The organism is Rhodococcus sp. FW305-130, assembly GCF_058788335.1.
The window spans coordinates 634,286-646,256 of record NZ_JBYTAP010000003.1 but is presented as its reverse complement, the minus strand read 5'-3'; the positions used below and the strand labels follow the sequence as shown (position 1 = coordinate 646,256).

The 11,971-nt window shown below is 61.3% G+C and carries 12 protein-coding genes and 1 pseudogene; 6 read left to right on the top strand and 7 right to left on the bottom strand.

Annotation, left to right across the window (positions count from 1 at the left end; all coding sequences use genetic code 11):
- Positions 1-102: 102 nt before the first annotated feature.
- The gene (locus tag AC3WQS_RS12940; protein ID WP_060938318.1) at positions 103-1,239 is read right to left on the bottom strand and encodes a GIY-YIG nuclease family protein; all 1,137 of its coding nucleotides are present in this window, start codon (positions 1,237-1,239) and stop codon (positions 103-105) included.
- 45 nt (positions 1,240-1,284) lie between these two features.
- On the bottom strand, positions 1,285-1,872 hold the full coding sequence (locus tag AC3WQS_RS12935; RefSeq protein WP_232816787.1) for a TetR family transcriptional regulator: 588 nt from the start codon (positions 1,870-1,872) through the stop codon (positions 1,285-1,287).
- Between the two features lie 178 nt (positions 1,873-2,050).
- Between AC3WQS_RS12935 and AC3WQS_RS12930 the strand changes: the two genes are divergently transcribed.
- From AC3WQS_RS12930 to AC3WQS_RS12920, 3 genes are all read left to right on the top strand, one after another.
- On the top strand, positions 2,051-3,616 hold the full coding sequence (locus AC3WQS_RS12930) for an LVIVD repeat-containing protein (protein WP_021343092.1): 1,566 nt from the start codon (positions 2,051-2,053) through the stop codon (positions 3,614-3,616).
- On the top strand, positions 3,613-4,269 hold the full coding sequence (locus tag AC3WQS_RS12925) for a DUF305 domain-containing protein (protein ID WP_020906457.1): 657 nt from the start codon (positions 3,613-3,615) through the stop codon (positions 4,267-4,269). Before AC3WQS_RS12930 ends, AC3WQS_RS12925 begins: the two co-directional genes overlap by 4 nt.
- 63 nt (positions 4,270-4,332) lie before the next feature.
- Entirely contained in the window at positions 4,333-5,256 is a 924-nt protein-coding gene (locus tag AC3WQS_RS12920; protein WP_020968631.1) for a DUF2797 domain-containing protein, read from the top strand.
- 7 nt (positions 5,257-5,263) lie between these two features.
- Here AC3WQS_RS12920 and AC3WQS_RS12915 read toward each other — a convergent pair whose 3' ends face one another.
- Positions 5,264-5,734, bottom strand: coding sequence for a hypothetical protein (locus AC3WQS_RS12915; protein ID WP_020906455.1), 471 nt, complete (start codon positions 5,732-5,734; stop codon positions 5,264-5,266).
- A 704-nt stretch (positions 5,735-6,438) separates the two neighbouring features.
- Here AC3WQS_RS12915 and AC3WQS_RS12910 point away from each other — a divergent pair.
- The 3 genes and pseudogenes from AC3WQS_RS12910 to AC3WQS_RS12900 all read left to right on the top strand — a co-directional run.
- Positions 6,439-6,807 carry a roadblock/LC7 domain-containing protein gene (locus AC3WQS_RS12910; RefSeq protein WP_020906454.1) on the top strand — a complete coding sequence of 123 codons (369 nt, stop codon included), beginning with the start codon at positions 6,439-6,441 and terminating at the stop codon, positions 6,805-6,807.
- A gap of 22 nt (positions 6,808-6,829) precedes the next feature.
- Positions 6,830-7,285, top strand: a complete 456-nt coding sequence (locus tag AC3WQS_RS12905; protein WP_024487548.1) for a pyridoxamine 5'-phosphate oxidase family protein — start codon at positions 6,830-6,832, stop codon at positions 7,283-7,285.
- Positions 7,286-7,363: 78 nt separating this feature from the next.
- A pseudogene (locus AC3WQS_RS12900) lies at positions 7,364-8,107 on the top strand (HNH endonuclease family protein); the annotation flags it as partial.
- 72 nt (positions 8,108-8,179) lie between these two features.
- Here the strand turns inward: AC3WQS_RS12900 and AC3WQS_RS12895 are convergent.
- The 4 genes from AC3WQS_RS12895 to AC3WQS_RS12880 form a co-directional block, all read right to left on the bottom strand.
- The gene (locus AC3WQS_RS12895) at positions 8,180-8,350 is read right to left on the bottom strand and encodes a hypothetical protein (protein ID WP_020906453.1); all 171 of its coding nucleotides are present in this window, start codon (positions 8,348-8,350) and stop codon (positions 8,180-8,182) included.
- 354 nt (positions 8,351-8,704) lie between these two features.
- Entirely contained in the window at positions 8,705-9,073 is a 369-nt protein-coding gene (locus AC3WQS_RS12890) for an Rv1352/Rv1906c domain-containing protein (RefSeq protein ID WP_029537646.1), read from the bottom strand.
- Positions 9,074-9,361: 288 nt separating this feature from the next.
- A complete protein-coding gene (locus AC3WQS_RS12885) occupies positions 9,362-10,480 on the bottom strand; it encodes an Ig-like domain-containing protein (protein ID WP_492712652.1) in 1,119 nt (372 codons plus the stop codon).
- 55 nt (positions 10,481-10,535) lie between these two features.
- On the bottom strand, positions 10,536-11,750 hold the full coding sequence (locus AC3WQS_RS12880) for an Ig-like domain-containing protein (protein WP_069147073.1): 1,215 nt from the start codon (positions 11,748-11,750) through the stop codon (positions 10,536-10,538).
- Positions 11,751-11,971: the final 221 nt, after the last annotated feature.

The following is an 11,971-nucleotide window of genomic DNA, read 5'->3' as shown; positions in this document are numbered from 1 at the left end:
GACCTCGCGTTGGAGAAGCGAGACTGACCCCTGTGGGGGGGGGGGGGGGGCGCCCCCCCCCCCCCCCCCCCCCCACAATGCCTTCTACCTGAAGTTGTTGCGTTACTTGGACTTACGAGGTCCCGGCAAAACCGCCCCCGGACGAGCGGTAGTCAACCTCGTGACCCAACCGCTGACGGGCCACTTCTTCAGGCCGACGTTGTGCGGGGTGACCTCGGTTCCGACGTACTTGGCAGCGAGCTCGTCGTCGACGGTTCCGTTGAACCGCCACAGTTGGCTTCCGTCGGCATTGCGAGTGGACACCTCCCATGACTGAGCGCGGAATGCACCACGAATGATGCTGTCGGCAAACACCAGAACGGGGATTCCGATCTCGGCACGAACAGCTGCACCGGCAGACCACTCGGCGCGCGCGAGTTCGTAGATCTCTTCCGGCGTTGCTCCCGGACGAGCGGAGGCCGGCACGTGGAGGACGATGCTCGGCGTCGGGAGTTCCGGCGCGGGATCGGCCGAGTAGCGCAACGCGAGTTCCTCGACGCGGGTCGCACGGGCGTCCTTGTCCGATGTATCGCCCGCGAGGTTGGTCAGGCCCTCGCCCGCGTCGGTGATTCGCAAGGCTTCCACGATGCCGCGGACGACCTCGTCGGTAGTGGCGGCCGAATCCGTGGCGGCAGCGACCGAGCGGAGAAGAACGAAGTGCTCCACCGCCGAACCCGCGTCGTAGATTTCACGGATGCGGGCGATCTTGGCTGCTGTCACAGCAGCATTCGACTCGGCTGGGCCGTCCGCTCCTTCGAGATTCGCAAGTTCACCGAGCGCTTCGAATACCGGCGCGAACACTTGATTTCCCGTGCCGTGCCCGACATGGAACACCTGATCGTTGCGCGGGTCACGCAGGGCAAAGACATACTGCCCCAGTCTCTTCCCAACCTTTTCGGTGAACGGCTGCGGAGCCGGCTTCCTGACGACCACCTCGGTGGACAGAGTGCGCATCACGGCCAGACGGAGTGCGTCGGGCACGCTGGTGGAACCGGCAGCACCGGAAAAGATTGCCGCCGAAGCAGCGCTGATCGAGGTGAACGTGCGGCCGACTTGCTTCTCGAGAGATGCAGAGACCGTACCGACCGCAGTCAGTTTTGCATCGAGGGTGCCGTCACCCTCGACAAGGAACTCCTTGATCAACGGAGCAACGAGCAGGGTGGAGCCGATAGCGCGAGGAACTGTCCAGACAATAGCCATGCCACGAGCCTAGGCGATCACCTCGAGACGCGAGGCGAACGCGACTCAGCCCGCCGCTGCCGGCCCGGCCAGTCCCTGCACAAGAAGGTTCCAGGCCGAGTGCGCAACTTCTTTCCGCGAGCTCTCGGCAGTCCGTTCCATGATCGCGGCGAACATGGCGATCGCCAGGATCACGTCCTCGGCAGTCACGGACTCTCGTATCTTCCCAGTTCGACGCGCCTCGTCGAGGCGCCCTTCGAGGAGATCGGTCAAACGGGCGCCGGCCGAATTCAGTCGCGAGTCGCCGAAGGAGACCGGCTTGATGACCTCCACGAACACGATGGAGGTAGTGATCTGGTCGACCAACAAACGAAAAAGATCGTCGAGAGTCGAATCCGGATCAGCCGCCAGATCGTGCAGCTCGACGATGTTCTCGTCGAACACCGCGAGTGCGAGACTTTCACGAGTGGGAAAGTGCCGGTAGAGGCTGCCCTGGCCGACGCCGGCCGTGCGGGCGATCAGGCTGAGCGGAGCAGCAAATCCCTGGGTGGCGAACACCTCGCGAGCTGCTGCAATGAGTGCAGCACGATTGCGCGCCGCATCTCTCGGCCCTCTGTTGAGAGATCCGCTATTGACGCGGCCAGACGATGTCACGCACACTACGATACCAACCGGACAGCATTGTCCGGTTGGTTGCGGCCCGACACCGGTTCACACCCCGACCCGATCGTCGTGAGCGCTCGAACACGCGCCTGCCCTCCGTGCTGCCTGTCCTTGAGGTACGTCTGCCCGTGAGATACGAAAGGCAATCCCGCACCGGGAGTTGGACTCGATGAAATCGTTCACGACCATCAGAACCAGATCTGCCATCGCGCTCGTCACCTTGATCACCGTCCTTCCGGTGTGCGTCGCTTCTGCTGAGCCCGCCACTGCCCCGGGCTCGATCCACGAGAACCCGGGTGTCGCTTCCAACGCTGCAAGCCGCGCCGAATGCGGCCCGGGCTCGATGCCCGAGACCGGGTTGCAGGGCGATGTTCCGGCCGAGGACCGAAACAGCGGACGCAGCCGAGACGGGTACAGCTGCAACATGTCTCAGATCGGCGGTTACTCGGGTCGCGGCGGCGGGATCACGTCCACCAACTTCGAACACTGCTCGTACGTCGGCAGCTTCTTCCCCGGGAACCTCCTGGGCCCCGCGCAGGGCGTGCAAGTTCTCGACGTGTCGGATCCTGCCAATCCTGCTCTCACCGCCACGCTGACCGAACCTGCGATGCTGGCCGGAACGTGGGAGAGTCTCAAGGTCAACACCGCGCGAAAGCTGCTGGTGGGCACGGGCGTTCCGCTCTTGACCGGCGTCGGCCTGATGTCGGTCTACGACATCTCCGATTGCGCGCACCCGAAACTGCTCAACCCAGGACCAGGAACCGATCTGGGGATGCTGCTGCCCATCACCAATCACGAGGGTGGATTTTCACCGGACGGGAACACCTACTGGTCTTCCGGCACCGCTCCCGGCGTGGTGAGCGCCGTCGATCTCACCGATCCCGCCAACCCGCGTGTCGTCTGGCAGGACCTCATCGGGTTGTCGACCCACGGCTTCGGAATCACTCCAGACGGAAATCGCATGTACTTGTCGAATAATCTCGGCGGAATACATGTTCTCGACATCAGTGAGGTTCAGCGCCGCGTCCCGAATCCTCGGGTGCGCCAACTGTCCCAGCTCTCGTGGACCGACGGTTGGGCCACCCAACACAGCATTCCGGTCACCTACGACGGTTCGCCGTACCTGTTCACCGTCGACGAAGGTGGTTCCGGCGGAGTGAAATTGATCGACGTCTCCAATGACGACGAACCGGCGGTCGTCAATTCGGTGAAGCTCGAGATCAATCTGCCGGAGAATCAAGATGCTGCGCTGGCGTCTGCTGCCGGCGGATCGCTGTTCGCGTACGAATCTCACTACTGTTCGGCCGATCGCCCGGTCGACCCGACGGCGCTGGCATGCGGATGGATCTCGAGCGGGATTCGGGTCTTCGATGTTCGAGATCCCTTCGACGTCCACGAAATTGCGTACTTCAACCCACCCGCTCGGACCGGCGACAATGTCGAACTCGCCAACTCGCCGCACGCTCTCGCCTCGCTCATCGGGGTACCCATTCTCAGCACGCCGGCAATCGCGCAGTCGATCGCGCAGGGCCAGTTCGACCCCGGCCAAGCGCTGAGTTCGCGATCGGGCATGCTCGCTCTCGGCGACATCTCGACCGATTGGTGCTTCTCCCCACCCGAATGGCGCGGTACCACGTTGTGGGCGACGTGCGCCGACAACGGCTTTGTTGCCATGCAACTCGAAAACGGTGTCTACACACCACCCGCTGACCAGAAGACGACCGTGGGATCATGACGGCGCCGCGATCGGTCAAAGCCGTCGCACTCGTGGCTGCGGCACTGATGCTGCTCGTACTCGGCGCAGCATTACGTCCGCTGTTCGCACCCGAGAACCACACGCAGACAGCTGTTCTGAGCGAAACCGAAATCGGATTCGTGCATGACATGGCGGCCCACCATCAACAGGCCCTCTTCATTCTCGCGCGTCTGAGTCCCGATGTGGACCCGGCGGTTACGAGACTGGCCCAGCAGATCGACGATGTTCAGAGAACGGAAATCGGTGTCATGCTCGGTTGGCTGAGGTTGGCCGGTGTCCCGCCGAACAGTAGAACGCCGATGGCGTGGATGGAGGCGTCACCGAGCGGCGCTGGCGACTCTCATCATCACCCGGCAACGCTGGACACCGAGGCCGCCTCCATGCCGGGTATGGCTACGACCGAAGAACTCGAGAAACTGAGTAGCGCTCGCGGGTTCGACGCCGAGGTTGTGTTCCTTCAACTGATGGAACGCCACCACCGTGGCGGGATCGCTATGGCGCAGGCCGCCGATGCTCTGCTCGAGCGCGGACCGGTGAAACAGTCGGCCCGCGACATGATCAATTCCCAGAGTCAGGAATCCGGGCTGATGACACTGATGCTCGGACAACGTGGGGCGCAACCACTGCACTGAACCGCATCTGCACTGACTAGCATGGGTGTCGACCTGTGAACTACAGAAGGAATCGACACTTCAATGACCCTGCTCGTTCGCGGAATCGAATGGTCGAACCCGACAGCACCGCGGATCCGATGCGTCGACGACACCACTTCCGCTACGACCTTCTACACTCACGACTCGGTTCTGCGATTCTCCGTCGACGAGAAGAAGGGCCGCCGCTGCCTCGGCTGGCGAGATCTCACCGCAGAAGGTCGAGGACACTCGCCGTGTGACCGCGGGGCCACGGTCGTTACCGGGCGCCAGTGCGATCGGTGCCGAAATCGTGAGGGATTCACCACCGTTCATCAGGCACATGTCAGCGGCGCGCACATTCATCCGAACGTGCGCACCTATCTCACGCAACCACAATGGCTCTACATCGACATCTTCGCCGGCGGTCAGATGAAGGTGGGGACGGCGGCCGAGTTCCGCAAGCATCCGCGAGTCGCCGAACAGGGAGCGGTCTGCGCATTGTTCGTAGCGCGGTCGACGGACGGTTACAGCATTCGTTCCCTCGAAGCCCGAGTTTCGGAGCACTTCCACTTGAGCCAGGCCATACGTACGTCTCGGAAGATCGAAGCGCTGACAGGACCCTTGGATCGCGAGAAACTGCGAAAGTCGTTGCACCACTTCGTGTCATCGATCAAAGACGAGCTGAATGACATCGGATCGGACATCGACGGAATCGAGATCCTGGAGGCTCCCGAAGAATGGACGGCGCCGGCGTGCGCCGACGTTGTCTTCGATGCGGCACCGTTGATCGCGTATCCGCACACTTTCGAGTCCGGGGAACATTCCTTGTACTTGGAGGGCCTTGCCGGTTCGATCGCCTCGCTGCGGATCGACCCCGATCCTGAATCGCCACGCTTCGTCGCGGATGTGTCCGGACTGGTCGGTCGAACCATCACCGTCGGCGAGTTCGAGTCCCCTGGCGTGGCGATTCAGGAATCGTTGTTCTGAAAGTAGGTCAGCAACTTCCCGCGGTCGCTGCGGCGAATCCGCGAGTGACCTCAGCCTGCTCGTCGGCAGACAAGCTCGACCACTCGGGATAAGCCTGGATGGAGGTCAGCATGTCGTTTGCCAATGATTCACGCGTCATGCCCATTTCCTCGCCCGACTCGTCAATTGCCGGCTGGTATGCGTCGAGGTACCGGAGAACGTCGGAGCACGCCTGCGCGTAGGTCCGTGGCAGTGCCGAACTCACATTCGGGTCCGACGGGACCTCAGCCGGGACGCTCGAGTCGACCGACGGTGCCTCGGTAGTCGATTCCGACGATGTCGCCGGAGCCTCGGATGACGTCGTCGGTGACGCAGTGGTGGTCGCCGAAACGGAGGAAGTGAGTGTTCCGACCTCGGTCGGCTTGTCTCCGTCAGAACCGCAGGCAACCAGCGCCACCAGCGAGCAGGCACCGATGAACCCGGTGATCGTTTTCTTCATCCTTCAAGGATGCCAGAGGGCGTCTGGCGCACGAACGGACCGGCATCGTCGACCGGCGAGAATCGTCCGGGCAACCTGTCGAATCCGACTGCCTCGTCGGCCCGCCTACAGGATTGGACCATATGCCCCGTCTGCGAACCCATGCTACGGTGACTTAACTGCAAAGTAACTATGGGTGGGATTGTCCGGTCTGCCGCGTTCATCCGGAACGCTCTGATCGGAAATAGTTCGTCTTTAAGGGGCTGGAACGAGTGGGACTTTTTCGTCGACGAGGCTCCCGGGAGGAAGACGACGATCGCGGGCAGAACCTCGATCGCAGCGACCCCGGGTATGCCGCCTGGTTCGCGAACGTCTCCGACGCGGGCGGTCAGCCGGTTCCGTACAAGCGGCCGCTTACCGCGCCGGTGTATCCGCAACTTCAGACGCCGGTGCCGGACTTCGAGACGGATACGAGATGGCCGCTCAGCGCACCCCCCGGGGACGGCTGGCTGCCCGCAGACCGCATCGACGAATTCGAGTCGTCGAATGGCCGCTCATCTGCACCGAACGGAACGAGCCCACAAATCTCACAAGCTGAACAGTTGCCGCCCAGCCCAGTCCCGACACCGCAACCAACGATTCCACCTCGAAATGTACCGATGACTTCATCACCGAAGCATCACCTGGAGTCGCCCCGCGCGACTCTGCCCTACCAAGGAGAAGCAATGAGCAACATCGACAAGATCCTCGGCGAATTGATGCGCATCGACGGTGCCAGCGGTGCAGCCGTAGTCGACGCCGACAGCGGGATGGTTCTCGGCATGAGCGGCAACCCGTCATTCAGCCTCGAGTACGCCGGCGCCGGAAACTCCGAGGTTGTGCGAGCAAAGCTCCGCACGATGAGTAACTTGGGGATTACCGACACTCTCGAAGACATTCTGATCACCCTGAGTAACCAGTACCACCTCATTCGTGTCCTCGAGACCCCCGGACTGTCAACGCTGTTCGTGTACCTGGTTTTGGACCGCGCGCGTGCGAACCTGGCACTGGCCCGCCACAAGCTGGGCGAACAGACACCCAAGATCGAGATCTGACGCTTCCACTCCCTTCCCGGCAATGCCCGGTCCTCGCCAACGGCGAGGACCGGGCATTGTTCGTTCCGCATCGTCGATTGGTGAACGTCGCGCCGGCACCGATACTGAGACAGTGACTATCGCGGATACTCCTTGCGTGTGGTTGACCACCCTTCGAAGCGACGGCTCGCCGCACACGACTCCGGTTTGGTTCTTACTGCGTCAGAACACATTCTGGATACCGAGCGCCGAGCAGAATCGGAAGGTTCGGAACCTGCTGGACGATCCTCGGGTCTCGTTGGCAGTCGACGGATCCTCTCGCGACCCATGGGTCGCACAGGGGTTCGGGACAATTCATCACGATGTCGGCGAGTTCGGCGATCTCCTGAGACTTTTCGGCGAGAAGTACGACGGCTGGGATGCCGCAGACGAAACTCGTGAAGGTCCGCGAGTTCTCGTGTCGGTTCCGGTGACGCGATGGCTACTTCGACCGGACTGACAGACAGTGCCGGTTCAGCCCGAAATGTCGTGAATGACATACTTGTAGTTCATCTCTCGCAGAAATGGACTCTCACACATGGCACGCACGGCACATCACAGGCGCGGCATCACCGGCGTCACCATCGGCATTGCTGCCGTGATCGTGCTGGGAGGTTGCGCCAATTCCAACGCCGACGCACCCGAAACATCTTCTCTCGGTTCGGGAATCGGATCCGGCGTCACGACGACGGTTACGGCCGGAACTTCGGCTCCGTCGTCCGCCGCAATTGAACTGCTGGCACAGATCCCCATCAAGGGACGCGCACCCAAGACCGGATACGACCGCGCACTGTTCGGTACCGCCTGGACCGACGACGTCACCGTCGAGTTCGGCCACAACGGCTGCGATACCCGAAACGACATCCTGCGGCGTGACCTCACCGACCTGACATTCAAAGACGGCTCCAAAAGCTGCTCGGTCCAAACCGGTACGCTCCGTGACCCGTACACGAACAAGACCATCGCCTTCACCCGCGGCCAGGACACGTCTTCTGCAGTCCAGATCGACCATGTTGTCGCACTCTCGGACGCCTGGCAGAAGGGCGCACAGCAACTCGACACGCAAACGCGAACCAATCTGGCCAACGACCCTCGAAACCTGCGCGCTGTCGACGGGCCCACCAACCAGAAGAAGTCGGATTCCGACGCGGCGTCGTGGCTGCCGCCCAACAAGGCCTACCGCTGCCAGTACGTGACTGCTCAAGTGGAAGTAAAAGCGGCATACGGTTTGTGGGTCACCCAAGCCGAACACGACACCATCGCAGACATTCTCGCGACCTGCTGAACTCTTGCGGTGATCAGCGACATTTGATCAGAGGACTCTGATCAGCGACCTTTGATCAGAGGACTCTGATCAGCGACCTTTGATCAGATACCGCACAATCGCCATCCCGAGCGCGAGGCCCAACACGGTGGCCAGCGCTGCAACCAGACCGTGGCCGGTCAGTGCGACGAACACACCGGTTATGACTGCGACGACGGCAATGATCCCCGCGTCCACTCTGCTTTGACCACGTTCAGGCATGGCACTCTCTCGTGCTGTCAGGTCCGTCCGCTCCCCTCGTAGCGGACGGACCCAGCGGCAATCTGTCGAAATGCGCGAACTCTGGTGGCCTCACCGGGCTGACTTTGCGGGCGGTCCTGCGAGGCCGGCACGTCCCCCGGAGCCAACTCACATCGGTTCACGAAGTCCGTACCTTCGCAGAATATACCGATTGGTAGGTAATTACTGAGGGCTAAAGTCCCTGGTCATGGACTCCTGCGACGAGTGGTCGAAAACTCGAGACGAACGAGCGCATCCGCGAGCCGAGCGTTCAATCGAGATGGCAGAGGGCCGTGGTCACGTCCAGAGGTCCATCTCGACATAGAGTGGAGACGTCTAGGACCCGAAAAGCGATCCCAGATCCAACGATCCGACTGACGACACTCTCTTCCAATCAGCGCAATACGCGGTGGTGAAGCGAGAATCCGTCAAGAGAATGGTGACTGTCGCCGGTTCGAGGGTGCTTTCGAACTCGAGGACATTCAATTCACCGTCGCCGTCGACTTTTGCCCGACCGTATATGCACGGCATATCAGCTGATACGGGTCCAGACGTCGTGTAGGTTCCCGGCAACACCTCCCACGGCACGTCGAACAGCCCATGACCGGGAATCGTTCCCGGCGCTGCTGAGGCCGCAGACGTCCCGATCATTGCCACACCGACAGCTACTGCTGCAGCGGACGCGAGCAAACTAACCTTGCGCATTTTCCCTACCTTGTTCATACCTGAACCGCAGCGGCGAGTTCGAAGGCTTGTTGATGTAAGAACCCGCGGTTCGCGCAGTTCTTCAACTAACGGTAGTAAAAGGGCACGAGTTTTGGTGAGCTACCTTTTGTGGTTCTGGCCCGATTACCGTGACGGAGACTCCCATTGAGAAAAATAGGGAACGCCGGCGTTGCGGCTCTCGGCATGATTCGAACCTGTCATTCCAGTATTCGATCACACAACCGTATTCGAGCCGAAACGTCGACGCTCCCCTGCCGTTTGGGTGACTCAGCCTCCGAGTGAGCCCGTCGGCAGCTTCGAGAAGATGTCCCCGAGGCTTCCGGTTCCACCAGGAGTTTCCGGTTCCGTCGGATCCACCGGCTCGACGACGATGACGCCGGGCACAGTGACGGTCACGGTCTTGTCCGCAGATTCCGAAGAACTGAACTTCTTGGTACCCAAGAACTTTGCGGTGATGCGATGCTCGCCCTGTTCGCGGAACGGCCAGACCAGTTCTGCATGGCCATTGGAATCGACTGTGGCGCTACCGATCTTCGTCTCGCCGTCGAAGAACTCGACCGTGCCCTCACCCGGGTTCGGGTCGATACTCGCCGCAATCTTGACGTCTTCGCCCGTCAGTGCCTCCAGTGCGACAGCGACCGTCGTCTCGGTCTGGTTGGTCGCGAAGACCTCGGTAGTCGAGAGGGCGCTGCGTCCCTCGCCCGAAGCAACACAATACCCAGCGGCATTGACCCAGCGGGACTCACCGAAACTCATGCTCGTGTCTTTGATCTTGATACTCGGGCTCGTCGCCCCGGCGCGCAGGTGCGTCGTCGCATTTCCCTCGTCGGACCGAGCTTCGAGTTTCAATTCGACTGCCGGCAAACGAAAGTCCGTGTTGGCCTTGACTTGCAGCCCTTCCTTGGGCTTGTTGTCGCTGGCGCTCGGACCGTCGTTGACTGTCTTGTTGCCGGTACCGGTAATTCGCAGGTACTCACCGGCCTGGTTCGCGTTTCCGTCTGCGCCCACCCGGAGCAGCACCGCAGTCTCGCCGGTCAAGTTGGACGACGAATCACCGACGAGGGAGTACGAAACCAGGGTTGCCCCTTGCGGTAGTGCGATGTCGTACTTGATACGACCGGTGTCCGAATCCGAACTACGCATGGTGCCCGGATGCAGTTTCACTGTGAACTGTTCGCCCGGACGCACGGACGTGGGCGCCGTGACCTCCAGGTTGTCGGAGAACGACGAATCCCAATCGGTGGCGCCGTCGACCCGGCACTTGTGTTCGAAGGAAACTGTTCGCGTCACGGTATCGGAAGCCGCTGCTACCGGAGCGGACACAGCGAGGAGTCCGGCCGCAACAGCTGGTACGACTGCGCAAACAGCCAGAGAACGGGAGTTCATATGTTGCCTTTCAAAAAGACTCGGTCATCGAGTGTTCGGTGAATTAGGACCGTGATCACTTGCCACCGAGCGAACCTGTGGGCAGCTGCGGCAGAACGGACTCGAGGCTGCCGAGACCACCCGGAGTGCCCGGATCGGTCGGGTCGGGATCGACCGGGCCTGTTGAATCCCCGGTCACCGTGAGCATGTGTGCCGCCGACGTGTACTTCGCCTCGTCGCCGGTAGCTGTGAAGACTGCAGTCACGGACTTGGTACCCGCCTTACCGAAGGTCAGATCCAGGCGGGCAATACCGCGAACCACCGGCCGCGGGTCACCGACGGGCTTGCCGTCGACCATGAACTGTACTGTTCCCGTTGCGTTTTCCGGATCGACGCGAGAAGCAAAAGACACCTTGGTACCGGTAGCGGCCGTCGTCGGTCCTTCGAGCGTCGTCACGATGTCTGCTCCAGGCTCGGGATCAACAGGTCCGAGGTCTCCGTCGATTTTCGTGGATGCCAATGCGCCGGCACCGGCGTTGAGGGGACCAGTCTCACCGTCGCGAGGAGAACAGGATGTGGGCGCCCAGATGGTTCCCGCGAGCCAGTGACTTACCTGAGGGAGGAAGGTCAAAAACGACTCCGGCCCGCCGAAAGTACCTGCAGCACCCGAAGTCCGGACATTGGTTTCGACTGCGCCGGACGGCCCGGCCTTTACGGTGATTCTGATCTTCGGAAAGACGATGTTGGTCTCGACTCCGGACTGAGCATTGATCGCAAGCCCGCCGTGCGCACCCGACGACGATGACGGACTGTTGCCGATCGCTTCGTTTGCGCCGGACAACCGGAGTATCGGACCGTCCGCTGCGGGAGTGCCGTCTTCGTTGACACGAATCACCGAAGCAGGTTTCCCGGCAATAACATTGCCCGGATCGGTGACCGTCGCAGAAACGAACTCCGCGTTGGTCGGAATCGGCAGATCGATCTTCAGGCGCGAGATCTTCTTGACACTTGCGCCGCTCACATCGTTCGGGATCTGGACGCTACCCGGATCCACGTCGATGTCGAAGACTTGACCTGGCGCCACGACCGAAGGAGCCGAAACTCGCACCGTAGCAGGCTTTCCGTCTGACGAAGGACCGGAGAACGCACTCGGAACTGCGCGGCACGTGACCTGAAACGTTGTCGACGTGGTTTCTGCAACGGGCGCCGCGGTCGCCGGAATCACGGCCACAGCGGTTCCACCGGCAAGGAGGCCGGTAAGGAGCGCAGCATTCAGTAGGCGTTTTGACATGATGTCCTCTCGGAACAACCTGATTGACGTTTGCCGCCGAACTGTAACGGAGCCAGCGCCCGAGTTGACCCGTTTTCAATAAACAAAAACCACACAGTAGGTAAATACTTGGTAAGGGTTACTGGTCGTCACATCTGACCGTCACCGCGAGCCTTGTCCCTCTCGATCAATCTCGCGATTCGAGATTGACTGCGGGGTAACATAATTCGACAGAAATCCGC

Excerpts from the sequence above, each read along its gene's own strand:
- AC3WQS_RS12940 (WP_060938318.1), bottom strand. The coding sequence starts at position 1,239 with ATGGCTATTGTCTGGACAGTTCCTCGCGCTATCGGCTCCACCCTGCTC.
- AC3WQS_RS12930 (WP_021343092.1), top strand. The coding sequence starts at position 2,051 with ATGAAATCGTTCACGACCATCAGAACCAGATCTGCCATCGCGCTCGTC.
- AC3WQS_RS12925 (WP_020906457.1), top strand. The coding sequence starts at position 3,613 with ATGACGGCGCCGCGATCGGTCAAAGCCGTCGCACTCGTGGCTGCGGCA.
- AC3WQS_RS12920 (WP_020968631.1), top strand. The coding sequence starts at position 4,333 with ATGACCCTGCTCGTTCGCGGAATCGAATGGTCGAACCCGACAGCACCG.
- AC3WQS_RS12915 (WP_020906455.1), bottom strand. The coding sequence starts at position 5,734 with ATGAAGAAAACGATCACCGGGTTCATCGGTGCCTGCTCGCTGGTGGCG.
- AC3WQS_RS12910 (WP_020906454.1), top strand. The coding sequence starts at position 6,439 with ATGAGCAACATCGACAAGATCCTCGGCGAATTGATGCGCATCGACGGT.
- AC3WQS_RS12905 (WP_024487548.1), top strand. The coding sequence starts at position 6,830 with ATGCCCGGTCCTCGCCAACGGCGAGGACCGGGCATTGTTCGTTCCGCA.
- AC3WQS_RS12895 (WP_020906453.1), bottom strand. The coding sequence starts at position 8,350 with ATGCCTGAACGTGGTCAAAGCAGAGTGGACGCGGGGATCATTGCCGTC.
- AC3WQS_RS12890 (WP_029537646.1), bottom strand. The coding sequence starts at position 9,073 with ATGCGCAAGGTTAGTTTGCTCGCGTCCGCTGCAGCAGTAGCTGTCGGT.
- AC3WQS_RS12885 (WP_492712652.1), bottom strand. The coding sequence starts at position 10,480 with ATGAACTCCCGTTCTCTGGCTGTTTGCGCAGTCGTACCAGCTGTTGCG.
- AC3WQS_RS12880 (WP_069147073.1), bottom strand. The coding sequence starts at position 11,750 with ATGTCAAAACGCCTACTGAATGCTGCGCTCCTTACCGGCCTCCTTGCC.